Source organism: Sphingobium salicis subsp. salicis, assembly GCF_049472635.1.
GTDB classification, from domain to species: domain Bacteria; phylum Pseudomonadota; class Alphaproteobacteria; order Sphingomonadales; family Sphingomonadaceae; genus Sphingobium; species Sphingobium yanoikuyae_A.
On sequence record NZ_JAYRCS010000001.1, the window covers coordinates 733,484 to 759,439 of the forward strand.

Sequence of the window (25,956 nt, forward strand, 5' to 3'; positions counted from 1 at the left end):
GCGGGGGGCGGGGAGAGGGGGGGGCTAAGTGCGCGCGAATTGCCCATGGCGCAGGAAATGCACGACCTGATCGGCGACGGGGCGGGTGTAGATCATCGCGGTATGGGCGACGGGCAGGGTGATATGGTCGCTTTCGCCCGGACAATGGGTGGCGGCGACGCTGACCTTGCCGTCATTGGGTGCGCGGAAGATGCGGCTGGGGAGCAGGCCGTTCATCGGCCGGTCGCCCGCGATGATGCCGAGCGGATAGTCGACCTTGCCCAGCGCCGCCAGCGTGGCCGCATCGCGACGGGTGCGCAGCAGCGCGCCGGCCTGGTTCAGGATCAGCGGATGGAGGCGCAGGCGGTAGAGAAGGTCGGCAATCTCGCTGCCGCCATTGGGCGTGCCGAGCATGACGACGCGGCCGAGATGATCGGGGCGATGGCGCGCGAGCCAGGCGCGCAGTATCAGCCCGCCCATCGAATGGCCGACGCAATGGGCGGTCGTGGCGGCATAGGCCGGGCTGGCGATGATGCGGGCGTGGAGATGATCGATGACGCGGGCCAGCGGCCAGCGCCAGCTGGGATAGCCGATATTGGCGACATCATACCCCGCCCCGCGCAGCCGCCGGGCAAGCAGCGCGGTCTGCACCTGATGGCCGCCAAAGCCGTGGAGGAGGATGACGGATTGGGTGTGGGGCAGCATGGTGGCATGGGTGTCATGCAACGCTGACGCAGGCAAGGGCATGTGGGTGTAGGGGGAGGGGGCTGACCACCAGAAGCTACCTTCACCATCTTCGTCATCCCGGACTTGATCCGGGATCCATTCAGCGCTCCCCATCCGCCGTAGCGCAGAATGGATCCTGACTTCCGTCAGGATGACGGTGGCTGTGACTGGCAAGTAACGACCAACATTTGCCATCCACGCGGCTCTCGCGGTTCTCCATCTGCGGACATTGCAGTTTGCGGAAACCGATCTTAGCATCATCAACTATGTTCAATTGGTTGCGCGACAAGTTGAAATGCATTCGGCCCGTTTCATCGTGGATGGTTACAATCTCAGGTGAAGCGATCGTTACCACCGATGGGCAAGGCACTGAACGCCAGCTACCCATTGTCGATCTTAAACGCGTCGTTGTCGCGACTGACGACAGTGGACCTTGGGGCGACGATGTAGTGTTTCTGCTCTATTCTGATGGATCAGAGCCTGTCGGTATTTTCCCGCTTGAGGCCGGTGGATGCCAAGACTTTGTCGATTGGCTGAGTACGTTAGACGGCTACAAAGACCGCGAAATGGCCAAAGCCATGTCATCCACCGAAGTGGCAAGATTTGCCGTTTTTTCGGCTGAAAGCTGACAGTCTCCTAATCACCCAAGTTGGCCTTCCCTTTTCTTCTCCGCGCCTCCGCGTGATTCATTTTCGCGCGGAGCCGCGGCGGCACGGAGATAGTGGATGAGGGCTAACCGCCTGTGCGGCAATGACGGCAAAAGAGGGGGGAGTAGCGGCGCGGGGATGCGGCTCTTTGTGGCGCGTGCCCCTTCACACCGTGCTGCGTACGGTCCCCCTCCCCGTGCCGGGGAGGAATAAAAAAAAAAGGCGGCCCTCTCGAGCCGCCTTTCCCATGGGTTTGTGAAGCCGCTTATTTCGTGCCTTCCGGCGCCTTGGCCTTGCCGCCCTTCTTGCCGCCCTTCTTGGGCGCGGCGGGGGTGATCTGGAAGGCCAGGGCCTCATCCTTCATATGGACATGGACCTCGCCGCCATGGACCAGCTTGCCGAACAGCAATTCCTCGGCCAGCGGCTGCTTGATCTTTTCCTGCATCAGGCGGCCCATCGGGCGGGCACCATAGAGCTTGTCATAGCCCTTCTTGGTGAGCCAGGCCTTGGCGTCCTCGTCCAGGGTGATGTGGACGTCGCGGTCGGCCAGTTGCAGTTCCAGTTGCAGCACGAACTTGTCGATGACGCGGGCGACGATTTCCGGCGGCAGATAGCCGAACGGCACGATCGCATCGAGGCGGTTGCGGAATTCGGGGGTGAAGAGCTTCTTCACCGCGTCTTCCTGCACATCCTCGCGGGTCAGTTCGCCGAAACCGATCGATTCCTTGGCCATGTCCGACGCACCGGCATTGGTGGTCATGATGAGGATGGTGTTGCGGAAATCGACGGTCTTGCCGTGGTGATCGGTCAGGCGGCCATTGTCCATTACCTGCAACAGGATGTTGAACAGGTCGGGATGCGCCTTCTCGATCTCGTCGAGCAGCAGCACGCTGTGCGGCTGCTGGTCGACGGCGTCGGTCAAGAGGCCGCCCTGGTCATAGCCGACATAGCCCGGAGGGGCGCCGATCAGGCGGCTGACCGAATGGCGTTCCATATATTCCGACATGTCGAACCGCTGCAGCGGGATGCCGAGCAGGGTCGCGAGCTGGCGCGCCACCTCCGTCTTGCCGACACCGGTCGGGCCGGAGAAGAGATAGTTGCCGATCGGCTTGTCGGGGTCGCGCAGGCCCGCACGCGACAGCTTGATCGCGGACGACAGTACCTCGATCGCCTGATCCTGGCCGAAGACGACCCGTTTCAGATCGGTGGTCAGCGATTCCAGCACGCTCTTGTCGTCCGACGACACGGTCTTGGGCGGGATGCGCGCCATGGTGGCGATGACCGCCTCGATCTCCTTGGGCGTGATCGTCTTCTTGCGCTTGGAGGGCACCACCAGCATCTGCATCGCGCCGACTTCGTCGATCACGTCGATCGCCTTGTCGGGCAGCTTGCGGTCGTTGATGTAGCGGGCCGACAGCTCGACCGCCGCCTTGATCGCGTCCGGCGTATATTTGACGTGATGATGTTCCTCGAACGCGGTGCGCAGGCCGGTCAGGATCTTGATCGTATCCTCGACCGAAGGCTCGTTCACGTCGATCTTCTGGAAGCGACGCAGCAGCGCGCGGTCCTTCTCGAAATGATTGCGGAATTCCTTGTAGGTGGTCGAGCCGATGCAGCGGATCGTCCCGCCCGACAGGGCCGGCTTCAACAGGTTCGAGGCGTCCATCGCGCCGCCGCTGGTCGCGCCGGCACCGATCACGGTGTGGATCTCGTCGATGAAGAGGACGGCGTGCGGCATCTTCTCCAGTTCGGTGACGACCGCCTTCAGCCGCTCCTCGAAATCGCCGCGATAGCGGGTGCCGGCCAGCAGCGCGCCCATGTCGAGCGAATAGATGACCGCTTCCTTGAGCACGTCGGGCACTTCGCCCTCGACGATCTTGCGCGCCAGGCCTTCCGCGATCGCGGTCTTGCCGACGCCCGGATCACCGACATAGAGCGGGTTGTTCTTCGAACGGCGGCACAGGATCTGGATGGTGCGGTCGACTTCCGACGACCGGCCGATCAGCGGATCGACCTTGCCGCGTTCCGCCTTCTCGTTGAGGTTGACGGTGAACTGCTCCAAGGCACTGTCCTTCTTGCCCTTGCCGTCCTGCACCTTCTTTTCCTCCTCGGCTGCCCCCTTGGTCTCCTGACGCTCGGGCGTGGGCGTGCCCTTGCCGACGCCGTGGCTGATATAGCTGACGGCATCGAGGCGGCTCATGTCCTGCTGCTGCAGGAAATAGACGGCATAGGATTCGCGTTCGGAGAAGAGCGCGACGAGGACATTGGCGCCCGTCACCTCATCCTTGCCGGACGACTGGACATGGAGGATGGCGCGCTGCACGACGCGCTGGAAGCCGCTGGTGGGCGAGGGGTCGCTGGCGCCCTCTACCTTCAGGCTGTCAAGTTCGGTGTCGAGATACTGGGTGACGGCATCGGCCAGTTCGCCCAGTTCCACGCCGCACGCCTGCATCACCTTCGACGCATGTTCATCGTCGATCAGCGCGAGAAGCAGATGCTCCAGCGTCGCATATTCATGCTTGCGCTCCGACGCATGGGTCAGCGCATTGTGCAGGGTGGTTTCAAGGGCGGCTGCGAAAGATGGCATGTCTTTTCTACTCCTGGCCCCGGTTAGGGGCTGACTTGAACCTTATGTCGGCATTGCTCGACGACGGTTCAAGGGAGAGGCCCTGACCGCCGGAATTGCCAGACTGCCCATGCCCGGTGGAGCCCTTGGTCGGGCCGTCAGGGGCGAGGCGCGGGTTCATCGCTTGAATAACGCCTCGGCAGTTGCCTTATGGTTAACGGCGCTTTCAATTTTTGTTCGAGTGCGGGTGATTTCGGTTTCCAGCGCCCTGATGCGCGCTTCCAGTTCCGCAACGGACAGGGGACCCAGATCCTGTCGGAGCAGTTGGGCCAGCGGATCATCGGCCTTTCTCGGCAGATCATTGTCCATGTCCATAAAGGGTAATGTTGACCCTGTAGGCTAGTCTGTCAATAAGAAGCGAAGCTCCGTCCGTCGATTTTGGGTGCGGCGCAATATCTCTGGCCCGGGGGGGCGCATATGATCCTCGACAGTTTCACGATTCCATCGCAGATGACGGCCATCGGCATCCCGGTGCCGGGCGGTCCCGACGCCCTGGTGCCCGAACAGCGGCCGGTGCCGGTGCCGGGCGAGGATGAGGTGCTGATCCGCGTCGCCGCCGCCGGCGTCAACCGGCCCGACGTGCTGCAGCGGCAGGGCAAATATCCGCCGCCGCCCGGCGCCTCCGACGTTCCCGGACTCGAGGTGGCGGGCACGATCGTCGCCGCCGGCCGGTCCGCCGACATGCTGGTGGGCCAGCGCGTCTGTGCGCTGCTGCCGGGCGGGGGCTATGCCGAATATGCGATTGCCCCGGCCGGCCAGTGCCTGCCGGTGCCGGCGGACTATGACCTGGTCGAGGCGGCGGCGCTGCCCGAAACCCTGTTCACCGTGTGGACCAACCTGTTCGAGCGCGCCTATGTGGTCGGCGGCGACCGGGTGCTGGTCCATGGCGGCACCAGCGGCATCGGGACCATGGCGATCTCGCTCTGCCGCCTGTTCGACATAGAGATCATCGTTACCTGCGGCAGCGACGACAAATGCGCGCAGGCGCTCGAATGGGGTGCTGCCCATGCGATCAACTACAAGAGCCAGGACTATGTCGCCGAGGTGAAGCGCATCACCGGCGGGCAGGGGGTGCAGGCGGTGCTCGACATGGTCGGCGGCGACTATGTCCCACGCAACATCGAATGCATGGCGGAAGATGGCCGCCATGTGTCGATCGCGGTGCTGGGCGGGGCCAAGACCAGCATCTTCCTGCCGACGGTGATGTCCAGGCGACTGACCCTGACCGGATCGACGCTGCGGCCGCGCTCCTCGGGCTTCAAGAGCCTGGTCGCGGACGAGATCATGCGCACCGTCTGGCCCTTCGTCGAACAGGGCAGGCTGCGCCCGGCGATGGACCAGCGCTTTGCCCTCGCTGACGCGGCCAAGGCCCATGCCCGCATGGACGCCGGCGAACATTTCGGGAAGATCGTGCTGACGGTGTGAGGGGCGTTAGGTTGCGTCAACCGCGCCGATAGAGGGAGGCAAGCGGGCATGGGCAACCATCCGGCATAGAGGCCGGGCTGTTATTTTTGCAGCAGCAGTTTGATGCCCGCGATGCCCATCTCGCTCCAGCGAAGATGATCTGCATGTTCCGGAGGGCAAAAAGTGGGCGTCATTAACTCGACGCGCACAGCTCTGAAATTTGCGGCGAGGCATGCTCTTTGCAGGTCATCGATGGAGGTTCGCGCACAACTGTCGTAGGAGGCGTGAGCCTGCCAGATGCCCTCCCATCGGGAGAGGATTTCGCTGCGTGAGCGAACTAGGTGCTCCCAAGGGGCTTGTCGCTCGAACAGATGGGCGCCCCATTCGGAATGCCATAATGGCCAGATTTGAACGCAAAATGTTCCGCCTGGCTCGAGTACCCGGTGCACTGCTTTGAGTAATGTGACCGGATCGAAAACATGCTCGAAAACGTCGCGACTAAATGCATGGTCGAAATATGCATCGGGAAACTGAAGCAACCCATCTGCGGAAAGCGAAAAATCCAGTGATCCCCGATCGAGGGTGATGCCATGCTCTCTTGATCCGGCAATAAGAGCATCTCGATCTGTCATGATTATGTCGATGCCGAAAACACGGCTGCCGGTTCTTTGGGCGACGCCCAAATCAATGATCCCATCACCGCTACCGACATCCAGTAAGCGGCAATTGTCATAGGTGATTCCTGCTTCCGACGCAAAGGACAAGATGTCGTTCACGCAATCATCGTACCGTGCGTAAAAGCTGTCCCGCTCGAAAATTTGGCCATGTCTTACGATGCTTACGACATGTGACACCGGATTGCTCTCCCGGAGAATCAATATTATGATCAAGTATGTCGCTATTGAAATGCTCTGTCGATAGGGAAATTCGAGGCATTAAGTTCCGCCCGTTGACCACATTTGAATTTGCTGGAGAAAGTCGCGGTAAAGGTCTCAAGTCAATCGTTATGGTATGTTTTCTTGCTTGCAGGGGAGGTGTGGGCCGGCGGCAGGTCATTATTTTTGCCGCTTAGTCAATGTGTTTCGCAATGTGCGTTATGAATGAAACGTAGCATTTCCGTCATATTCGGTGCGGAGTTGTAACAGAGCGGCGCTAAGGATTCGGCCTCAAGGACAACAGCCCTTGAGGACGTAGACATGGACGCCATCACGCGCTTGCCCTTCCTGAGCGAACTGGAAGAGGGGGCTGACGACCGCTTCCACATCCCCGAACGGGACGGCGCGCGTCGCCGCTATCGCACCATCTGGATTTCCGACATCCATCTGGGCACGCGCGGCTGCAACGCGACGATGCTGATCGATTTCCTGGACAGCGTCGACAGTGACACCATCTATCTGGTCGGCGACATCATTGATGGCTGGCGGCTCAAGAAGCGCTTCTACTGGCCCGCCGCGCATAATGACGTGCTGTGGCGGATCATGAAGCGGGCCAAGCGCGGCACGCGCGTCGTCTATATTCCCGGCAATCATGACGAGATGTTCCGCCAGTTCACCGGCATGAACTTCGGCGGGGTCGAGATCCGCCGCAAGGCGATCCACGAGACCGCCGACGGGCGCAAGCTGCTGGTGCTGCATGGCGACGAGTTCGACACGATCATGCTGGCGCATCGCTGGCTCGCCTTCGTGGGGGACGCGGCATACACCACCCTGATGCGCCTCAACGTGGTGGTCAACGCGGTGCGCCGGCGCATGGGCCTGCCTTATTGGTCACTGTCCAAGATGGCCAAGCACAAGGTCAAGAATGCCGTGTCCTTCATCTCCCGCTTCGAGGAAGTGGTGGCGCATGAAGCTGGCGCGCGCGGCGTCGACGGCGTGGTGTGCGGCCATATTCACAATGCCGAGATGCGCGAGATTGAGGGCATCGAATATTATAATGATGGCGACTGGGTGGAGGGCTGCACCGCGCTGGTCGAACATGCCAGCGGGGCGATGGAGGTACTGCACTGGGCAGACGAGATCGCCAAGCGCGGCGAAAAGACGCCGGCGCTGATGGCGGCCTGACGCGGAGAGGGGCCATGCGGATCGCGATCGTCACCGACGCCTGGACGCCGCAGGTCAATGGCGTGGTGCGCACGCTGCAGACGATCCAGGCCGAACTGGAGCATATGGGCCATGAGGTGAAGGTGATCTCGCCCGATCTCTATGGCTCCATTCCCTGTCCGACCTATCCGGAAATCCGGCTGGCACTGGTGCGATCGGGCGTGGTGGGGCAGGCGATTACCGCCTTCCGTCCCGATGCCGTCCATCTGGCGACCGAAGGACCGCTCTGCTTTGCCGCCCGGCGCTGGTGCCTGCGCGGCAATGTGCCCTTCACCACCGCCTATCACACCCATTTCCCCGATTATGTGTCGCAGCGCACCGGCCTGCCGGCGGCCTGGTTCTGGCGCTATATTCGCTGGTTCCATGGCCCGGCGCAGGCGGTGCTGGTGTCGACCCGGTCGGTGCGGCAGCAATTGCGTGCCCATGGCGTCGCCAATGTCCGCAAATGGGGCAGGGGCGTGGACCTCAACACCTTTGCCGGGGATGTCGCCCCCTCGGCCCTGCTGGCGGACTTGCCGCGCCCGATCCAGCTCTATGTCGGCCGGGTCGCGGTCGAGAAGAATCTCGAGGCCTTTCTGGCCAGCGAGCATCCCGGAACCAAGGTGATCGTGGGCGACGGCCCGGCGCGCGGGGCGCTGGAACGGGCCTATCCCGATGCCCGTTTCCTGGGTGCGCAGTTCGGTGCCGATCTGGCGGCGATCTATGCCGGCGCGGATGTGTTCGTCTTCCCCAGCCGCACCGACACGTTCGGGCTGGTGATGATCGAGGCGCTGGCCGCCGGTACGCCGGTCGCGGCCTATCCGGTCACCGGGCCAATCGATATCGTCACGCCGGAAACCGGCGCGCTGTCGGAGCGGCTGGAAGATGCCATCGCCGCCGCGCTGCTGTGCGATCGGGCGGCCTGCGCCGCCTACGGCCGCAGCTTCAGTTGGGAACGCAGCGCGCAGGAATTCCTGGCCGGATTGCATCCGATCGATCCGGTGGTGATGGACAGCGCCGCCTGACGCTTTTCCTTGCCGCAAGCCCCGCGATGCTCTATCCCTGACATGTCGTGGCCGCCCTGCTTGGGCGGCCCTTATCGTTTTTAGAGCCGGAGAAGACCCCGTGTCCCAGCCCCTCATGCCCCATGCGACCGCCAGCTGGCTGGTCGACAATAGCGCTCTGAGCTTCGACCAGATCGCGGAATTTTGCGGGCTCCACATCCTGGAAGTCCAGGCCATCGCCGATGACACTGCCGGCATCAAATATACCGGCCGCGATCCGGTGCGCGCCCATGAAATCACCATGGACGAAATCCACAAGGGCGAGAGCAATCCCGACTATAAGCTCAAGATGCTGAAGGGCCCCGAGCCGGTCCGCCGCACCAAGGGCCCGCGCTACACCCCGGTCAGCAAGCGCCAGGACAAGCCCGATGGCATCGCCTGGATCCTGCGCAACCATCCGGAGATTTCGGACGGCGCGATCGGCAAGCTGATCGGCACCACCCGCACCACCATCGCCGCGATCCGCGATCGCAGCCACTGGAACATCAGCAACATCACGCCCAAGGATCCGGTGACGCTGGGCCTGTGCTCGCAGCGCGAACTGGATGCGCTGGTCAGCAAGGCGGCGAAGAAGGCCGGCATCGAGATGCCGACCGATTCGCGTCTGGATGGCGATCGCGAGGCGCTGATCGAGGAACTGCGCCGCGAGCGCGAGGACAATGCGCGCCGCATCGAGCAGGCGCTCAAGAGCGAGTCCGAGCTGATTTCGGGCGCCGCGACGATCCTCGATCCGTTCAGCAGCAACAAGGGCGAGGTCTGAAGACGTAGCGTCATCCGACGCTCTTTCTGACCCGCTGCAATGCAGCATTTTCAAGGGCCGCGCCGGCTTTCCGGCGCGGCCTTTTTGCTACAATCCAGACACAGGTTGACGCTTGCGTAAAGCGCTCGGGCCACTTACACTTCTGTAAATGGAGAGCAGAGAAAAGATCTGGCGCGAGCATTATCAGCACCCTACGCCGTGGGAGCAGACGTTCCCGCCGATGTCGATGGGGGACATGGTAACGCAGAGCGCCACCGCCCACCCGCAAGCCCACATGATCGACTTCATGGGGCGCAAGTTCAGCTATGGCGCGATGATGGACGACATCAGGCGCATCGCCTGTGGTTTGCAGGCCATGGGCGTGAAGAAGGGGGATCGGGTCGGTCTCTACCTGCCCAACACCCCCCATTATGTCGCGGCCTATTATGGCGCGCTGCTGGCCGGCGCGATCGTCGTCAACTTCTCCCCCCTCTACACCGCCGCCGAACTGGAGCACCAGGTCGAGGATAGCGGCACCAAGATCCTGTTCACCCTGTCGGCCAAGGCACTGCTGCCGACCGCGCTCAAGGTGCTGGACAATAGCAGCCTCGAAAAGCTGGTTGTCGGTTCGATCGCCGAGGTGCTGCCGACTGCCAAGAGCATCCTCTTCCGCCTGTTCAAGCGCGGCGAGACGACGCCGCTGCCGCATGATCCGCGCGTCATCCGCTACGACCGGCTGATCGCCAATTCCGGCGAATGCATCGTGGCCGACATCGATCCGGTCAATGACGTCGCGCTGCTGCAATATACCGGCGGCACCACCGGCACGCCCAAGGGCGCGATGCTGACCCACCAGAATCTGACCGCCAATGCGCGCCAGGCGCAAGGGATCGACCCGCATGCGGGCGAGGGTGACGACCGCATCATCGCGGTGCTGCCCTTCTTCCACGTCTTCGCCAATACCTGCACGCTGAACCGGACCGTGATGAATGGTGGCGAGATGGTGATGCTGCCCCGGTTCGAGGCGGTGCAGGTGCTCTCGGCCGTGCAGCGGACCAAGGCGACGTCGCTGCCCGGCGTGCCGACCATGTATCAGGCGCTGCTCGATCATCCGGCCCTGCCGAACATCGATTTCTCGTCGCTGCGCACCTGCATCTCGGGCGGCGCGCCGCTGCCGATGGAGGTGAAGCAGAAGTTCGAGGCGGTGACCGGCGCGCGCCTGATCGAGGGCTATGGCCTCACCGAAACCAGCCCGATCGTCTGCGCCAACCCCTATGAGGGGTTGAACAAGACCGGCACCGTCGGCCAGCCCGTGCCGGGCACCCGCGTCAAGATCGTCAGCCGCGAGGATCCGACCCAGCCCCCGCCAGAAGGCGAGCCGGGCGAACTGATGTTCGCTGGTCCGCAGATCATGAAGGGCTATTGGAACCGGCCGGATGCGGATGCGCAGGTGTTCGTGGGCGAGTTCCTGCGCACGGGTGACGTTGGCGAGGTTGATGACGACGGCTATGTGCGGATCGTCGATCGGCTCAAGGACATGATCGCCGTCGGTGGCTTCAAGGTCTTCCCGAGCCAGGTGGAATCGGTCCTCTATCATCATGAATCGGTGAAGGAGGCGTTGGTGATCGGCGTGCCCGACCGCTATCGCGGCGAGCAGCCCAAGGCGTTCGTGACCCTGAACGAAGGCGCGACGATCGACGGGCCGGGCCTCAAGGACTGGCTCAACCCGCAACTGGGCAAGCATGAGCGGGTCTGCGAGGTCGAGGTGCGGGCCAGCCTGCCCAAGACGCTGGTCGGCAAGCTGTCGCGCAAGGAACTGGTCGCCGAAGAACGGGCCAAGGCCGAACAGGCGATGGCGCAGAATGCGGCGCAGACTGGAACCGCGGCCTGATTGCGCCTATCTAGCGCGCCAAAGCTGGATAAGGATTATCGATATATGGCGCAGGAAATCGCAACGCTGGCTGGTGGCTGCTTCTGGTGTACGGAAGCAGTCTACCAGACGCTCAAGGGCGTGGAATCGGTCCAGAGCGGCTATATCGGGGGGACCAAGGTCGATCCGACCTATGAGGAGGTCTGCACCGGCAACACCGGCCATGCCGAAGCGATCCGCATCGCCTTCGACCCGGCCGTCATCAGCTATGCCGACCTGCTCGACATCTTCTTCGCCACCCACAATCCGACGACGCTGAACCGCCAGGGCAACGACATCGGGACGCAATATCGTTCGGCGATCTTCCCCCATTCGGCCGAGCAGCAGGCCGAGGCGCTGGCCGGCATCGCGCGGGCGCAGGTGGACCAGGTCGATCCGGTCGTGACCGCGATCGAGGCGGACGCCCCCTGGTATCCGGCCGAAGACTATCACCAGAAATATTGGGAGCGGGTCGGCGACCAGAATCCCTATTGCATGGCGGTGATCCCGCCCAAGCTGGCCAAGCTGCGCAAGGGTTTTGCCGCACGTATCGAGGAATAATCCTCGGCCTGGCCGATTTCCCGACGGCTCGTCCCGTTTCGCCGCGTTCTTAGCTTATGGTTAATGTCGACCATGGCAGATGCAGCGCAACGGATGAGTCGGGGGACTTTGAGAATGACCAGGACGATCATGCTGCTGGCGCCGGCGATGCTACTGATGCTGCCGGGCTGTATTGCCAGGACCGCGGTGGATATCGTGACCCTGCCGGTGCGCGCAGGCGCGCAGGCGGCCGACTGGGCGACGACCAGCCAGGACGAGGCCGACCGCAATTATGGCCGCAAGATGCGCAAGCAGGAGGCCGAGGAAGGCAAGGCGCGCAAGAAGGCCGACGAACAGCGCCGCCGCGAATGCCGCAAGGCCGGCTACGACAATTGCGACTGAGCCGGATCGATCGGTCAGGCCGCGGCGCGGCGTAACCGGTCGTTGATGGCGGTGCCGATCCCCTCGTCGGGGATGGGCGCGACCGCGATCCGCTCCTGGGTGCTGGCGTCGGCGACGTGCAGCGCCGCGAACAGATTGGCTGCCGCCTCGCGCAGATCCGCATCGACGCTCAGGTTCAGATGGCAGGGCATCAGCCCGAAGCCGATCAGATATTCATCCTTCTCCGCCCGCAGCGCGTTGAGCCGTACCGGCTTCGATGGCGCATAATGGCTTTCGAGCTGGCCGGGCGCTTCGATCTTCGCATTGTCCTTCCCCGTGATAACCGGCAGGCCGCTGGCCTCCTCCAGCATCGCGGCCGTGACCGGGCCGGGGCGGAGCAGGCGGATGCGGTCCGCTTCGGGGGCGGCGATGGTCGATTCCAGCCCTTCGCTGGTCGGGCCTTCGTCCAGGATCATGCGGATCTTGCCGTTGAGGCTCGCCAGCACATGCTCGGCCCGGCTGGGGCTGATCGATCCGCTGCGATTGGCCGAAGGCGCCGCCAGCGGCCGGCCACTCTCGCGGATCAGCGCGCGCATCGCGGGATGGGCCGGCAGGCGCAGCGCCACGGTCGGCAGGCCGGCCATCACCAGCGGCGACAGGCCGCTATCGGCCCGCACCGGCAGCACCATGGTCAGCGCGCCCGGCCAGAAGCGGGCGGCAAGCTGCTCCGCCTGGGGCGAGAAATCGGCCAGCCGCCGCGCCATCTCCATGTCGGCGACATGGACGATCAGCGGGTTGAAGCTGGGCCGCCCCTTGGCGCTGTAGATGCCCGCGACCGCCTGGGAATCGGTGGCATCGGCCGCCAGGCCATAGACGGTTTCGGTAGGAACGGCGACGGGCTCGCCGGCGCGGATCAGCAAGGCTGCCTCGCGAAGCGCTTCCGCGCCATAGCGGCAGACCCTGGTGGAAAAGGCTGGATTTGGGATAGTCACGACCCCCGCGATATAGACCCCGGAACGCTGCAGTAAAAGGCCATTGCGACAGTGACATGACATTGTTGGCAAAGCTTGCCGCAACGGCGCGGCCCGGCTAATCCCGCGCCATGAACGACGCCCTGCTGACCCGTATCGCCGAAGCGCTGGAACGGCTTGCGCCGCCGCCGGCTTCCTCTGCCGACCTTGCGGCTGCTCCTGCCTATGTGTGGGACGGAGTGGCGATCCGCGCGGTGGATGCGTTCGACCCGGTGGATTATGATCTGCTGACCGGCATCGATGCGCAGAAGAGCGCGCTGCTGGACAATAGCCGCCGCCATGCCGCCGGCCATGCCGCGCATGACGTGTTGCTGTGGGGCGCGCGCGGCACCGGCAAGTCGGCGACCGTGGCCTCGGTGGTCGGCAAGCTGCAGGCGGAAGGGCAGGACATCGCCCTGCTGCAATGCGCGATCGACGAACTGGCCAGCCTGCCGGCGCTCTTCACCCTGCTGCGCAGCACGACCCGGCCCTTCATCCTGTTCCTTGACGATCTGGGCTTTGACGAGGGCGTGGGCGATGCTCGTGCGTTGCGCTCGCTGCTCCAGGGCGGCACCGCCGCGCGTCCGGCCAATGTCCGCCTCTATGTGACGTCCAACCGCCGCCATATCGTGCCGCGCAACCTGTCGGAACAGGATGATCCGATCAATCCGCGCGACGTGGTCGATGACAAGATGGCGCTGTCGGACCGGTTCGGCCTCAGCCTCGGCTTCCATGCGCTCGACCAGGATGCCTATGTCGCCATTGTTGAGGGCTATGCCCAGGCGCTGGGTCTCAGTGTCGAGCCGCTCGACGCGATCCAGTGGGCGACGCAGCGGGGCAGCCGCTCGGGCCGTGTCGCCTGGCAATATGTGGTCGAACTCGCCGGCCGTCACGGCCTCTCGGTCTGATTCTCAGTCGCCATCCTTTTCGGCCAGGCTCAGAAATTCGTCGACCAGTCGGTCCAGTTCCTTGCGGCAACGCGGCGGATCGACGGCGGTGTCGCACAGCGGCGCGGCATCGGCCATCGTCTTGATGACGCGGGCCAGGCTCAGCGTGTCGCTGTGACGCTGTCGGTGGGCGAGCGCGGCGAAGGTGTTGAAATACATTTCCGCCAGCCGGCGGTCATGCTCCAGATCATAGCCTTGTCGTCGGTCCGGCTGGCCCAGCGCTTCCATGCGCAAGTGATGAAGGGATCGCCGCGCGCTGTCCGCCCGCAGCTGATATAGCTCCGCCGGTTCGATCGGTTTCATCTTGGACGCCTGTCGCATGACGCATCAGCGCGCGAACGGGGCAATATATCCCGGCTGTTGCCCGGCCGAAATTAAGCGTCTGGTCTTGCGAACAAGTTTTTTCGACGCATCGGCCGGGCGAGCCATGATTATTGTGCGCGGGTCACCCGCCAGACGACACCGCCGACATCGTCCGCCACCAGCAGTGCGCCCTTGGCGTCCACGGTCACGTCGACCGGGCGGCCACGCGCCGCGCCCTGCGCGTCCAGGAATCCGGTCAGCACGTCGGTCGGCTTGGCCTTGCCGACTTCGCCATTATCCTCGAACGGAATGAACACGACCTTGTAGCCGGCGGCCGGCTTGCGGTTCCAGCTGCCATGCAGGCCGACAAAGGCGCCATTGCCATAGGCGGCGCCAAGCTGCGCATCCTTGGAGAAGCTCAGGCCCAGCGGCGCGACATGATTGCCCAGCGCATAGTCGGGGCGCTTGGTATATTCGCGGATTTCCGGCCGCTGCGGCTGGACCCGGCGATCCTCATAGCCGCCCCAGTAATTCCACGGCCAGCCATAGAAGGCGCCGAATTCGACGCGGGTCAGATAGTCGGGGACCAGGTCGCCGCCCAGCATGTCGCGCTCATTGACCACGCCCCACAGCACACCGCTCCTGGGTTCGAACGCCAAGCCGACCGGGTTGCGCAGGCCCGACGCATAGATGCGATAGTCGCCGGTCTTGGGATTGACCTCCAGCACGGCGGCGCGGTTCGCTTCGCTTTCCAGGCCATTTTCGCCGATATTGCTGTTCGATCCGACGCCGACATAGAGCAGCCCGTTGGGGCCGACGGTCAGGCTGCGGGTCCAGTGCATGTTTGGCGCCTGGGCGGGCAGGTTCAGGATCTTGCGCCCCTTGTCGCTGATCTTGGTTTCGCCTTCCTTATAGGGAAAGGCCATCAGCGCATTGGTGTTGGCGACATAGAGGGTGTCGCCGATCAGCGCCATGCCATAGGGCGAATAGAGGCCGCTCAGGAACACCGTCTTGGTGTCCGCCTTGCCGTCGCCATCGGTGTCGCGCAGCAGGCTGATGCGGTCGGGCGAGGGGACGCCGGCGCCGGCCTTGTTCATCAGGAAATTCATCACCCGGCTGACGATGCCGGTCTGCGGGCGGGGCTGGCTGTTGGTCTCGGCCGTCAATATGTCGCCATTGGGCAGGCGCAGCAGCGATCGCGGATGGCTCAGCCCCTCGGCAAAGCGCTCGACCACCAGACCCTTGGCCGCGACCGGCTTCTCTCCAGCCTTCCACGGCTTGACCTCGGCGATGTTAACGGTCGGGAAAAACTCGTTGCGCGGCGTGGTGAAGCGCGGTTCCCGGCCGACATCGGCACCGGCCGGCAACTGGGCCGTGTCGCCCTGCGCGAAGTAGAGGAAGGCGCCGCCGGCAATGACCAGCGCGCCGAGGGGGATGGCGATGAAATGCTTCTTCATGTCGCCACATCTATGCGGCGATGCGACGCCCGGCAAGGCGCTCCGTTGCGCGGGTGGTTAGTTAAGCCTTTCGTTCGCGCAGCCACAGCAGCAGGGCGATCAGGATGCCGGCTCCGGTGCCGACCAGCAGGCCGATGCTGGGCTGTCCCAGCAGGCCGCCGCCGATCGCCCCGGCCATGATCAGCAATGCGATGATGGCGCCCGCGCCGGTCGGATTCTTCGCCTTGTTCATGGTCCATCCTTGCCATGGCCCGCCGCCCATGGCCAGTCGCTTGTCGCCTGCGTCTCCCCTGTCCCGGATCGGAACGGCGGGCGTCCCGAAATGGCGCGCCTGTCCCGCTGCGGGACTTGGCTAACCGGCTGTTCACCTTCGTTCTCGGCCTGCTGCGCCAAAGCACCAAACTGGCATAGGGGTTGATAGGGGAGGGGAAAGGGCGCGCAAAAATCGGGGGTCGCATGCACATGCCATATCTTTCGGATCGAAAGAGCTATGAGGATGCGACGGAACTGATCGCGACCTTCGGCGCCAATGCCGGCTATGAGGCGGCGGCGCGGGCCGATCGCAGCCGCGACCTCGGCAACCACATCCATTTCTGCCACTGGCGCCAGATCGAGCGGCTGATCGTGCTGCTCGCCCATCACCAGCCGCTCGGCACGATCCACTGATCGCCTGAACGCAAAAGGGCCGGAGCGTCATGGAACGCGCCGGCCCTTTTTGCTGTCTGGCTGAAGGCGCTTTAGAGCCGCATGCCGGCAGTTTCCGGCAGGCCGGCCAGGATATTGAGATTCTGCACGGCGGCGCCCGCCGCCCCCTTGCCCAGATTGTCGAGCGTTGCGACCAGGCGGGCCTGTCCGCTCTGCGCATTGCCGAACACCGACAGAGACAGGCTATCGGTCGCGCCGACATGCTCGACCTCAATCTGTGCCATGGCGCTGCTGTCGGCCAAGGGCGTCACGCTGACGATCGGCGATCCTTCATAGGCGGCGGCCAGCGCGGCATGGATGTCCGCCGGCGATGGCGTGCCGGGCATGGCGCGCAGCTGCAGCGGCACTTCCACCAGCATGCCGCGATAGGCATTGGCGACGGCCGGCGCGAACAGCGGCGGATGGGCCAGACCCGAATAGCGGGTCATTTCCGGCACATGTTTGTGCGCCAGGCTCAGGCCATAGGCGCGGAAGGCGGTCGGCGCGCCCTCGGCGCCCTCATATTCCGCGATCATCGCCTTGCCGCCGCCCGAATAGCCCGATGCGCCCGATACCGTCACCGGCCAGTCGGCCGGCAGCAGGCCGGCCAGCACCAGCGGACGGACCAGGCCCAGAAAGCCGGTCGGCCAGCAGCCTGGATTGGCGACGAAGCGGCTGTTGGCCAGTCGCTCGCGATGGCCCGGTTCCAGTTCGGGGAAGCCATAGGTCCAGCCGTCGGCGACGCGGTGCGCGGTCGATGCGTCGATCACGCGGGTGCGGTCATTGTCGATCATCGACACGGATTCGCGCGCGGCATCGTCGGGCAGGCACAGGATCACGATGTCGGCCGCGTTCAGCGCGTCGCGCCGGGCCGCCATGTTGCGGCGATCCTTTTCATCGACCGTGATCAGCGACAGTTCGGGCCGGTCGGCCAGCCGATCGGCAATCTCGATGCCGGTGGTGCCATGGCCGCCGTCGATGAAGATCTTCGTCGTCATGGGGCAATCCTCCGCCGCGCGATGATCGGCTGTTCATGGTCGGGCGCCAGCCGGGCGACGACATCGGCCAGCGGCTCGACCACCACGGCCATCCAATGGGCGTTGGCGTGCAGCATATGGGTGGCGTCGGTCATGATCCCGACATGGCCGGGGAAGAAGATCAGGTCGCCGCGCTGCAACGGCGCGCTCGCCTCGATCGGCGCGCCAATGCCCTCGCACTGCAGGTCGGTGTCGCGCGGCACGGCGATGCCGCATTCGCCCAGCGCAACCTGCACCAGGCCCGAACAGTCGATGCCGCGATGGCCACGGCCGCCCCAGACATAGGGCTGGCCCAGATAGCGCTGCGCCACCGCGACCCAGTCGCTTTCCCGCGAGTCGAGCGGGGCGGCATGGCGGCCATGGATGAAGCCGTCGCCGGTCGCGAGGAAGCTGTCCTCGGCCTCGCCGCCGAAGCGGGCGCCCAGCGGCCAGTGATCGGCGATCGGCGCCTTGATGTCCGCGCGGCTGAACAGCGGCGCGCTCTGGTTGACGATGCGGTGGCTGACCGCTTCCTTCACGTCCAGCGCGTCGCGGCGGATATAGCCGACATAGCCGTCATGCCCGCAAAAGCCCCAGGCCCAGTCGGTCGTGACGTCGAGCGCATGGAAGCTTTCGCCGCGCAGCAATTCGCTGACCGCCTCGGCATTGTGCGAGGGTTGGGACAGGATCGGCGCGCCGGGCGCCACGCAGGTCAGTTCGACCGCGCGTGCATAATGGGCGGAAAAGAGCACGCCGGCGAGCGAGATGTCCGCAAGGTCGCCACGCGCCGCATGGACGCGGTGGTCGAGCGCTACGGATCTGCCGTCCAGCTTGAACCGGGTTCTTTCAGGCGGTGCGTTCCGCGTGGTGTTGATCTGGCCTGTCATCGCGCGCGGTTCCTGCGATGAAATGGTGAAAGGCGTCAAGGAATTCCGCGCCCTTCGACGTGCGGGTGATGAAAATATTGCGCCGATCGGCCGCATCCCGCTCTCGTCGGAGATAGCCGAGCGCCGAAAGCTTGTTCAGCGCGCGAGTGATGACCGGCTTGGACACATGCAGCTGTTCGGCCAAGCCGCGCACGGTATGCGGGCCATCGCCGATATAGACGGTCAGCATCAGGGCCATCTGGCGGTTGGTGAGGTCGGGTTTTCCCGACCGCACATAATCCACCAGGGTCCGCATCCACTGGCTGAGCGGCTGTATGCCGGGACGGTCGATCTGGGCGGCCTGTTGCGGGGAAGCGAGCGCGTTCATGCCCCCCCTAACGCATGATAGCCAATCCGGTTGCGTAACGGATCGCAGGATATTGCAGTTTGGCTATCGTGCGCCGTCATAGCGTTGCTGGAGCAGGCGGAAGACCGCGCGCAGGCCCAGGGCCTCGCCGCCCTTGGGCCGGCCCGGACGGGCCGCCGGTCGCCAGGCGAAGGTGTCGAGGTGGATCCAGGCCGTGTCCTCGGGCACGAAGCGCTGCAGGAACAGGGCGGCAGTCACGGCGCCGGCAAAGCCACCTTCGCCGGCATTGTTCAGGTCGGCGATGTCGGACTTCAGCATGTCATAATAGCCGTCCCACAGCGGCAGGCGCCAGGTCGGGTCGTCGACCGCCGTGCCGGCCGCCGCGATGTCGGTCGCCAGCGCCTCGTCATTGGTGAACAGCGCCGGCAGGTCCGGGCCGACGGCGACGCGCGCCGCGCCGGTCAGGGTCGCGAAATCCACGATCAGCTCGGGCTTTTCCTCACCCGCGCGGGTCAGCGCGTCGCCCAGCACCAGCCGCCCCTCGGCGTCGGTATTGCCGATCTCCACCGTCAGCCCCTGCCGGCTGCGCAATATGTCGCCGGGGCGGAAGGCATTGCCGCTGATGGCATTTTCGGCGGTCGGCACCAGCAGGTGCAGCCGCACCGGCAGGCGCGCGCCGATGATCAGCCGGGCCAGCGCGATCGCATGGGCCGCGCCGCCCATATCCTTTTTCATCAGGCGCATGCCCGATGATGGCTTGATGTCGAGGCCGCCGCTGTCGAAGCAGATGCCCTTGCCGACCACGGCGATGCGCGGCGCACTGGGATCGCCCCAGCTCATTTCGATGAGGCGCGGGGCAAAGCTCTTGTCCGCCGCCTTGCCGACGGCGTGGATCATCGGGAAACCCTGCTCCAGCGCGTCGCCGCGCGTCACCTGCACGTCGCCGCCATGGGCCTGCGCCAGCTGGCGCACGGCATCTTCCAGATCCTGCGGCCCCATGTCGGCGGCCGGCGTGTTCACCAGGTCGCGGACCAGCGCGACCGCCTCGGCCTGCTGCACGATCGCCTCGATCCGGGCGACGTCGCCGGTCAGCAGCACGCGCGGCCCGGCCGCGCCCTCATCCTTGCGATAGCGTTCGAACCGATATTGCGCCGTCAGCCAGCCCAGCGCCGCCGCGCCGGTGCTGCCCTCGGCCAGGCGATAGTCGCCCTCTGGCAGGCTCTCGGCCAATCTGGCCAGGCACCAGCTGCCGAGCGCGTCGCGCTTGGCCACCCCGGCCACGACCGACCAGTCGCTCTGCCCCTCGCCGGGGACGATCGCATATTCGTTCGGCTTGGCGTGGAATTTCTGGGCGCTGATCAGGGCACGGACCCGCTCGGGCTGGGCAGTGAACCAGGCGTCCAGTTCGGCCGCTTCGATCAGCTGGATGGAACGGGCGGGCTGGCCATTATCGGCTTTGAGCAGGTCGGCAAATTCGGTCATGCACAGGGATGTAGGAGAAAGCGCTCCACATGGGAACGGGCCATTTTTTGCATCTTCTTTCGTCCCGGTGGAAACCCGGCCGGCCGTCAGGGCATTTGCCTATTGTGGCCCGAGTGCCTAGGTTTCAGATCATAACAGACGACAAGGAGAGTAGCCATGATCCGTTCCGACAATAGCGGCCTGCAGGCGCTGCGCGCCCGCGCCTACGCGCTGGCCGAAAGCGGCCAGTTCGCCAACGCCCATGCTGTCGAGCAGGCGCTGGTGGCCGAAGGCTGGCCCAATATCCATCGCGCGCTCGCCGGCGACTATGCGCGCAAGGCGATCAGCGAACGCTGCCTGACGGCCAAGCCGCACTGATGCGGGCAGGGTGGGGGAACGGGACGACGGGGCTGCTGCTCGCAGCCCTGTTGCTGTCCGGCTGCTCGAAATCGACTGAGGACGACACGCCCGGCGGCAACATGCCCGCCAATGCGACGATGCGCGCCTTCGTCGACCGCATGGCCGGGACCACGCGACCCGCTGTCCCACCCGCCAAACCATTTGAGCAGTCGGACAAGACCGAGCTGCTGGAATTTCTCTACGCCTATCCGGCGCAGGCGGCGGCAATCCCGACGCTGGTCGATCGCTTTGCCCGCGCCATGGCCGAGAACAAGGCCGATGCGCTCAAGATGGCGACGCAGGACCGGGACTCAGCCAGGAAGGCGGGCTTCCCTTTTCACGCCCATAGCCGCGAGACGCGCTGGAGCGTGATGGCCGATACGCCGCGCTTCTTGGCGCTCGAATCCGCCAATTACATGTATACCGGCGGCGCCCATGGCATGACCGGCTATGAAGCGCTGCTGTGGGACAGGGAGCGGCGGCGCGAAACCGATTTCGGCGCGCTGCTGACCTCCGAAGCGGCCTTTGCAGCGGCGATCCATGACAGTTTCTGCAAGGCGCTGGACCGGGCGCGGGCGGAAAAGCGCGGCGCGCCGATGGTGCCGGGCGATGACGACTTCACCAAATGCATCGATCCGATGAAGCAGGTGCTGGCGCCGACATCGCGCGACGGCAAGTTGATCGACGGCATCCAGGTGACGATCGGCCCCTATGGCGCCGGCCCTTATGCCGAGGGCAGCTATGACATCAAGCTGCCGGTCGATGCGGCGATCTACAAGGCGATCAAGACCGAATATCAGGACGCGTTCGTCAGGCCCTGAGAATAGCCGTCATTGCGAGGCGCGAAGCGCCCCGGCAATCCATGGATTGCGTCGCTGCGCTCGCAATGACGATCCTGTTCAGGCCGGCACGCCATACAGGTCGTGATCGTCGGCATCCTCGATCAGCACGTCGAACATGTCGCCCGCCTTGCGGCCTTCGCCGACGTCGCGCAGGAAGACATTGCCGTCGATTTCCGGCGCGTCGGCCTGGCTGCGCGCGGTGGCGCCGATGCTGCCATCTTCCTCGTCGGGCTCGCCGACCTCGTCGATGATCACCGGCATGACCCGGCCGACCTTGGCCTGCAGCTTGGCGGCGCTGATCGCGGCGGTCTTTTCCATGATCCGCTGATAGCGTTCTTCCTTGACCTCTTCGGGCACGGCGCCGGGCAGGTCATTGGCGGCAGCGCCCTCGACCGGCTCGAAGCGGAAGGCGCCGACGCGGTCGAGCTGTGCCTCGTCCAGCCAGTCGAGCAGATACTGGAAGTCTGCCTCGGTCTCGCCGGGGAAGCCGACGACGAAGCTGGAACGGATCGCGATGTCCGGGCAGATGTCGCGCCACTTGCGGATGCGATCCAGCACCTTGGCCTCATTGGCCGGGCGCTTCATTGCCTTCAGCACGCTCGGTGAAGCATGCTGGAAGGGAATGTCGAGATAGGGCGTCAGCAGCCCTTGCGCCATCAGCGGGATGACATGGTCGACATGGGGATAGGGATAGACATAGTGGAGGCGGACCCAGGGGGCGACGCCGTCCGCGGTGCGCAACTGGCCCAGTTCGCGCGCCATGTCGGTCATATGGGCGCGGACCTCATGGCCCTTCCACATGCGCGGTTCGTGGCGGGTGTCGACGCCATAGGCCGAGGTGTCCTGGCTGATGACCAGCAACTCCTTGGTGCCGGCCGCGACCAGCTTTTCCGCCTCGCGCAGCACCGCGTCGATCCGGCGCGACACCAGGTCGCCACGGATCGACGGGATGATGCAGAAGGAGCAGCGATGGTTGCAGCCCTCTGAAATCTTCAGATAGCTGTAATGGCGCGGGGTGAGCTTCAGCCCGCCTTCGGGCACCAGGTCGACAAAGGCGTTGGGGATGGGCGGCGATGCGTCATGCACCGCATTGACCACCTGCTCATATTGATGCGCGCCGGTGACGGCCAGCACCTGCGGGAATTTCGCACGGATCACGTCCGCTTCGTCACCCATGCAGCCAGTCACGATGACGCGGCCATTTTCGGCCATGGCCTCGCCGATCGCCTCGAGCGATTCCTCCTTGGCGGAATCGAGGAAGCCACAGGTGTTGACCAGCACGACGTCGGCGCCGGCATAGTCGGCGGACATCTGATAGCCGTCGGAACGCAGCTTGGTCAGGATACGTTCGGAGTCGACCAGATTCTTCGGACAGCCGAGCGAAACCATGCCGATCTTCGGCGCGTCTGGGATTTTGGTTGCCATGATCGGCGCGCACATAGGGATTTTTGCGCCAAATGTCACGGGGTAGCCGAAAAGACAAAGGGCGCGCCCGGATGGACGCGCCCTTCGCCATGGCTAAGCGACTAATCTATCACATCTTGTAGGACAGGCGGATGTAGCCGAACTGGCCCGGCACATCATAGGTGGTCGGGTCGAAATTGGCGCTGTCGCAGGTGAAGCAGGCCGGCGGATCCTTGTCGAACAGGTTGTTGACGCCGATCGTCAGCCGGGTGCGATGGTCGAGCCAGGCCGGCGAGAAATAGGCCTGCATGTCGCCATAGAAGGTCGATCCCATGACATGGCCGTCGCTCTCGGTCACCTTGCTGATATAGCGGCCGGTGAAGGAAACGCCCCAGGTATCGGCCGAATAGTCGAGCGTGGTGGTCGCCTTGAAGCGCGGATAGGCCTGGTCGACCGAACCGCAGCGTTCGGTGCCGGCGCATTTGATGGTCGGTGCATTCAGCTCGGCCGGAGCCTTGATGTCATAGCTCAGCAGATAGGCGGCATTGACCGTCAGGCCGACCGTGCCGTCGCCCACCGGCTTGGAGCGATAGATCAAAGATCCGTCGATGCCGTCGGTGTTGATGGCGTTGAGATTCTGCAGCGTGGCGTCGATGCCGGCGACCAGACCGCTGGGCGTGCGGCTGATCGATGCGCAACTGACCGGATCGGCATCGAAGGCGCAGCGGCGCAGCGTCAGCGTCGCAGGCACCGAGTCGATCGCGTTCTTTAGGCGGATATTATAATAATTGACCTCAAGGCTGAGTGCGCTGGCAAAGCCGTTGCGTGCCCAGGCCGGGCTGTAGACCATGCCGGCGGTCCAGGTCTTGGCGGTTTCCGGCTTCAGGTTGGTCGAGCCGCTGGAAAAGACGCCCAGCTGGCCACCGGTCGGCTCGTCATAGCTGCCATCGGCCGGCACGCCATTGGCGATGCAGTTGGCGCGCACGGTCGGATTGTCCCAGGATCCGCCCGCTGCGCTGGTGCAGGGGTCGTTGATCGTCTGATCGGTGCGCGACCGGCCGGCATGCATTTCGCCGATGCTGGGCGCACGCAGGCTCTCGGCATAGCCGCCGCGCAGCAGCAGGTCGCTGACCGGTTTCCACAGGCCCGACACGGTGAAGGTCGTGTTGCTGCCAAAGCTGCTATAGTTGGAATGGCGCACCGCGCCGTCCAGTTCCAGCTTCTGGAAGAAGGGCACGTCGGCGAGGATCGGGATGCGGATTTCGCCATAGACTTCATCGACATTGAAGCTGCCGGCGGCCGGGCTGGTCGGCACGTCGGCGCCCAGGCCCGCGGTGATGATCGGGTCGGGGGTGTAGCTGGCGCGCTGGTTGCGATGCTCGTAGCCGACGGCGAAGCCGACCGCGCCGCCCGGCAGGTCGAACAATTCGCCCGACAGGTTGGCGGTGGCGTCCCACAATTCCTGCGTGCTGCGATCCTTCTGGTCGAAGGTCACATAGTCGAGCATGGCCTGGGTGATCGACCCGGCCCCGCCGAAGATGTTGAACGGTACGCAATCGCCGGTGCAGCCCGCTACTGGCCCCAGCGCCTGGGCCAGCTTGGCGGCGTTCAGGTTGCCGGTGAACACCTGATGCGCGTCATTGCTGCCATACATGCCGTTGACGTCCCAATACCATGTCTTGTCGCCGACCCCGAAGGAGCCTTCGAGCGTCGATTGCATGGTGAAGGTGTCGACATCCTGGCTGAAGATACGCGGGCCGCCCTCGACGAAGCGACGGGCGATCAGCGAATAGGTCGCCGGCTCGCCATTGGCACCCGACGACAAGGTGAAGCCGAACGGATTATAGGGATTGGTCGCATCGATGCTGATCGTGTCGAGCAGATTGCCGTTGCCCGCATCCGGGCCGACGAACAGCGGCAGCGGCGCGGCCTGGGTGGTCGAACTGCGATGCTGATAGACCAGCCGCGTGCGCAGGCTGACATTGTCGGAAAATTCGAATTTGGCGTTGAGGAAGCCGCCATAGCGTTCCGACGGCGTCAGCAGATAATTTTCCGGCGCGAAATTATAGCGATCGGCCGAAGTGAAATTCTTGAAGTCCCCCGGATAGGTCGGGCGCCCGCTGACCGGCGCGATCAGCGTCAGATCCTCGTCGCCGATCATGAAGCGGCCGTTGGGCGTCGCACCGGAACAGCCGCCGATCGGGTCGGCGCAGCTCGTCTGGCCCGGATTGGGGAAGCGGGAGATGGAACGATCGGCGGTGCGGACGCTCTGCTGCTTCACATAATTGCCGCCAAAGACGATCGACACCCTATCGGACTGCAGGCCATAGCTGGCGTTGAGGTCATAGGTTTCGCCATCGCCCTGTTCATAGGTGCCGAACTGGGCGGACAGGTCGAGGCCCTTCTGCGACTGCTTGGTGATGATGTTGACGACGCCGGCAACCGCGTCGGAGCCATAAAGCGGGGAGGCGCCCGACTGCAGCACCTCGACCCGTTCGATCATGCTGGCAGGGATGGAGTTCAAGTCGACCGAGGCGGGAATGCCGCCGGCGGCCGATCCGTTCACATAGCGCATGCCGTCGACCAGGATCAGCGTGCGTTTGGCGCCCAGGTAACGCAGGTCGATTTCGGCCGAGCCGGAGCTGACGCCGGTGCCGTCGGGCGGACCGCCGATATTGCCCGCATTGTTGACCTTGGTGTTGAGGCCGCCGCCAGCGCTCGGGATGCGCTGCAGCACGTCGGCGATCGAGGAAAGGCCGGTCCGCGCGATCGCTTCCTGATCGACCGTGACGATCGGCTTGTCCTGGTCCAGCGGGCTCTGGCGGATGCGCGATCCGGTGACGATGATGGCCCCGGCATCCTCGGCCTGCGGCGCGGTGGATTGGGCGAAAGACGGTACATTATAAAGGAAGGCGGACAGCAGAACGCCGGTTTTCAGGACATTTTTCAAGCGCATATTCTACCCCTCAAAAATCAGACCTGAGGGGGAGTGTTGCCATTCTATGACAGCAAGGCAATTGGCCTCATGCTGCGCTGCACCGTGGGTAGCACGAATTTTGCCATATGTTGCTGTGACGCAACAAACATGTTCAGTCTGTCGCTGATTT

Annotated in this window: 26 protein-coding genes; 12 read left to right on the top strand and 14 right to left on the bottom strand. The window is 64.4% G+C overall.

Annotated features, from left to right (window positions below; translation table 11 throughout):
* Nucleotides 1-24: 24 nt before the first annotated feature.
* Nucleotides 25-705, bottom strand: a complete 681-nt coding sequence (locus VHN57_RS03670) for an esterase/lipase family protein (RefSeq protein WP_423282807.1) — start codon at nucleotides 703-705, stop codon at nucleotides 25-27.
* A gap of 266 nt (nucleotides 706-971) precedes the next feature.
* Between VHN57_RS03670 and VHN57_RS03675 the strand changes: the two genes are divergently transcribed.
* On the top strand, nucleotides 972-1,334 hold the full coding sequence (locus tag VHN57_RS03675) for a hypothetical protein (RefSeq protein WP_048937823.1): 363 nt from the start codon (nucleotides 972-974) through the stop codon (nucleotides 1,332-1,334).
* 283 nt (nucleotides 1,335-1,617) lie between these two features.
* Here VHN57_RS03675 and clpA read toward each other — a convergent pair whose 3' ends face one another.
* Both clpA and VHN57_RS03685 read right to left on the bottom strand, forming a co-directional pair.
* The gene (gene clpA / locus VHN57_RS03680; protein WP_004211360.1) at nucleotides 1,618-3,939 is read right to left on the bottom strand and encodes an ATP-dependent Clp protease ATP-binding subunit ClpA; all 2,322 of its coding nucleotides are present in this window, start codon (nucleotides 3,937-3,939) and stop codon (nucleotides 1,618-1,620) included.
* 156 nt (nucleotides 3,940-4,095) lie between these two features.
* A complete protein-coding gene (locus tag VHN57_RS03685; protein ID WP_004211362.1) occupies nucleotides 4,096-4,293 on the bottom strand; it encodes a DUF1192 domain-containing protein in 198 nt (65 codons plus the stop codon).
* 102 nt (nucleotides 4,294-4,395) lie between these two features.
* Here VHN57_RS03685 and VHN57_RS03690 point away from each other — a divergent pair, with 102 nt between their 5' ends.
* Nucleotides 4,396-5,403 carry an NAD(P)H-quinone oxidoreductase gene (locus tag VHN57_RS03690; protein WP_423282810.1) on the top strand — a complete coding sequence of 336 codons (1,008 nt, stop codon included), beginning with the start codon at nucleotides 4,396-4,398 and terminating at the stop codon, nucleotides 5,401-5,403.
* 80 nt (nucleotides 5,404-5,483) lie between these two features.
* Here VHN57_RS03690 and VHN57_RS03695 read toward each other — a convergent pair whose 3' ends face one another.
* On the bottom strand, nucleotides 5,484-6,158 hold the full coding sequence (locus VHN57_RS03695) for a class I SAM-dependent methyltransferase (protein ID WP_278986537.1): 675 nt from the start codon (nucleotides 6,156-6,158) through the stop codon (nucleotides 5,484-5,486).
* A 420-nt stretch (nucleotides 6,159-6,578) separates the two neighbouring features.
* Here VHN57_RS03695 and VHN57_RS03700 point away from each other — a divergent pair, with 420 nt between their 5' ends.
* From VHN57_RS03700 to VHN57_RS03725, 6 genes are all read left to right on the top strand, one after another.
* Nucleotides 6,579-7,442, top strand: coding sequence for a UDP-2,3-diacylglucosamine diphosphatase (locus tag VHN57_RS03700; protein ID WP_278986539.1), 864 nt, complete (start codon nucleotides 6,579-6,581; stop codon nucleotides 7,440-7,442).
* A gap of 14 nt (nucleotides 7,443-7,456) precedes the next feature.
* Complete coding sequence (locus VHN57_RS03705) at nucleotides 7,457-8,485, top strand: glycosyltransferase family 4 protein (RefSeq protein ID WP_278986540.1); 1,029 nt, start codon at nucleotides 7,457-7,459, stop codon at nucleotides 8,483-8,485.
* Nucleotides 8,486-8,600: 115 nt separating this feature from the next.
* A complete protein-coding gene (locus VHN57_RS03710; RefSeq protein WP_010337928.1) occupies nucleotides 8,601-9,284 on the top strand; it encodes a DUF1013 domain-containing protein in 684 nt (227 codons plus the stop codon).
* Between the two features lie 148 nt (nucleotides 9,285-9,432).
* On the top strand, nucleotides 9,433-11,154 hold the full coding sequence (locus VHN57_RS03715; protein ID WP_026109646.1) for a long-chain-fatty-acid--CoA ligase: 1,722 nt from the start codon (nucleotides 9,433-9,435) through the stop codon (nucleotides 11,152-11,154).
* A gap of 45 nt (nucleotides 11,155-11,199) precedes the next feature.
* Nucleotides 11,200-11,733 (top strand): peptide-methionine (S)-S-oxide reductase MsrA, encoded by a 534-nt coding sequence (gene msrA / locus VHN57_RS03720; protein WP_004211369.1) that lies wholly within the window; start codon nucleotides 11,200-11,202, stop codon nucleotides 11,731-11,733.
* Nucleotides 11,734-11,847: 114 nt separating this feature from the next.
* Nucleotides 11,848-12,114 carry a hypothetical protein gene (locus VHN57_RS03725; RefSeq protein WP_278986541.1) on the top strand — a complete coding sequence of 89 codons (267 nt, stop codon included), beginning with the start codon at nucleotides 11,848-11,850 and terminating at the stop codon, nucleotides 12,112-12,114.
* A gap of 14 nt (nucleotides 12,115-12,128) precedes the next feature.
* On the opposite strand, the gene VHN57_RS03730 is transcribed toward VHN57_RS03725, so the two are convergent.
* Entirely contained in the window at nucleotides 12,129-13,085 is a 957-nt protein-coding gene (locus VHN57_RS03730; protein WP_029547760.1) for an L-threonylcarbamoyladenylate synthase, read from the bottom strand.
* 110 nt (nucleotides 13,086-13,195) lie between these two features.
* On the opposite strand from VHN57_RS03730, the gene VHN57_RS03735 reads away from it, so the two are divergent.
* The gene (locus tag VHN57_RS03735; protein WP_004211373.1) at nucleotides 13,196-14,011 is read left to right on the top strand and encodes an ATP-binding protein; all 816 of its coding nucleotides are present in this window, start codon (nucleotides 13,196-13,198) and stop codon (nucleotides 14,009-14,011) included.
* A gap of 3 nt (nucleotides 14,012-14,014) precedes the next feature.
* Here VHN57_RS03735 and VHN57_RS03740 read toward each other — a convergent pair whose 3' ends face one another.
* The 3 genes from VHN57_RS03740 to VHN57_RS03750 all read right to left on the bottom strand — a co-directional run bounded on the left by VHN57_RS03740 (nucleotide 14,015) and on the right by VHN57_RS03750 (nucleotide 16,042).
* Nucleotides 14,015-14,353, bottom strand: coding sequence for a hypothetical protein (locus VHN57_RS03740; RefSeq protein ID WP_230588606.1), 339 nt, complete (start codon nucleotides 14,351-14,353; stop codon nucleotides 14,015-14,017).
* A 128-nt stretch (nucleotides 14,354-14,481) separates the two neighbouring features.
* Nucleotides 14,482-15,810 (bottom strand): PQQ-dependent sugar dehydrogenase, encoded by a 1,329-nt coding sequence (locus VHN57_RS03745; protein ID WP_423282815.1) that lies wholly within the window; start codon nucleotides 15,808-15,810, stop codon nucleotides 14,482-14,484.
* 61 nt (nucleotides 15,811-15,871) lie between these two features.
* On the bottom strand, nucleotides 15,872-16,042 hold the full coding sequence (locus tag VHN57_RS03750; protein ID WP_010337933.1) for a hypothetical protein: 171 nt from the start codon (nucleotides 16,040-16,042) through the stop codon (nucleotides 15,872-15,874).
* A gap of 230 nt (nucleotides 16,043-16,272) precedes the next feature.
* Here VHN57_RS03750 and VHN57_RS03755 point away from each other — a divergent pair, with 230 nt between their 5' ends.
* A complete protein-coding gene (locus VHN57_RS03755; protein WP_004211380.1) occupies nucleotides 16,273-16,476 on the top strand; it encodes a hypothetical protein in 204 nt (67 codons plus the stop codon).
* Between the two features lie 71 nt (nucleotides 16,477-16,547).
* Here VHN57_RS03755 and argC read toward each other — a convergent pair whose 3' ends face one another.
* The 4 genes from argC to VHN57_RS03775 form a co-directional block, all read right to left on the bottom strand.
* Nucleotides 16,548-17,492: an N-acetyl-gamma-glutamyl-phosphate reductase gene (gene argC, locus VHN57_RS03760; protein ID WP_423282817.1), complete on the bottom strand. Its 945-nt coding sequence runs from the start codon at nucleotides 17,490-17,492 to the stop codon at nucleotides 16,548-16,550.
* Nucleotides 17,489-18,397 (bottom strand): C40 family peptidase, encoded by a 909-nt coding sequence (locus VHN57_RS03765; protein ID WP_125998313.1) that lies wholly within the window; start codon nucleotides 18,395-18,397, stop codon nucleotides 17,489-17,491. Before VHN57_RS03765 ends, argC begins: the two co-directional genes overlap by 4 nt.
* The gene (locus VHN57_RS03770) at nucleotides 18,357-18,764 is read right to left on the bottom strand and encodes a MarR family transcriptional regulator (RefSeq protein WP_004211384.1); all 408 of its coding nucleotides are present in this window, start codon (nucleotides 18,762-18,764) and stop codon (nucleotides 18,357-18,359) included. Before VHN57_RS03770 ends, VHN57_RS03765 begins: the two co-directional genes overlap by 41 nt.
* 63 nt (nucleotides 18,765-18,827) lie before the next feature.
* Entirely contained in the window at nucleotides 18,828-20,225 is a 1,398-nt protein-coding gene (locus VHN57_RS03775) for a leucyl aminopeptidase family protein (protein WP_423282820.1), read from the bottom strand.
* Nucleotides 20,226-20,381: 156 nt separating this feature from the next.
* Between VHN57_RS03775 and VHN57_RS03780 the strand changes: the two genes are divergently transcribed.
* Complete coding sequence (locus tag VHN57_RS03780; protein ID WP_004211387.1) at nucleotides 20,382-20,582, top strand: hypothetical protein; 201 nt, start codon at nucleotides 20,382-20,384, stop codon at nucleotides 20,580-20,582.
* Nucleotides 20,582-21,424, top strand: a complete 843-nt coding sequence (locus VHN57_RS03785; protein ID WP_278987745.1) for a DUF4163 domain-containing protein — start codon at nucleotides 20,582-20,584, stop codon at nucleotides 21,422-21,424. The genes VHN57_RS03780 and VHN57_RS03785 overlap by 1 nt, the downstream gene beginning before the upstream one ends.
* 78 nt (nucleotides 21,425-21,502) lie before the next feature.
* Here the strand turns inward: VHN57_RS03785 and rimO are convergent, their stop codons facing one another.
* Together rimO and VHN57_RS03795 are read right to left on the bottom strand one after the other, a co-directional pair.
* Nucleotides 21,503-22,885, bottom strand: a complete 1,383-nt coding sequence (gene rimO, locus VHN57_RS03790; protein ID WP_423282822.1) for a 30S ribosomal protein S12 methylthiotransferase RimO — start codon at nucleotides 22,883-22,885, stop codon at nucleotides 21,503-21,505.
* Nucleotides 22,886-22,979: 94 nt separating this feature from the next.
* The gene (locus tag VHN57_RS03795; RefSeq protein WP_278986850.1) at nucleotides 22,980-25,805 is read right to left on the bottom strand and encodes a TonB-dependent receptor domain-containing protein; all 2,826 of its coding nucleotides are present in this window, start codon (nucleotides 25,803-25,805) and stop codon (nucleotides 22,980-22,982) included.
* Between the last annotated feature and the right edge of the window lie 151 nt (nucleotides 25,806-25,956).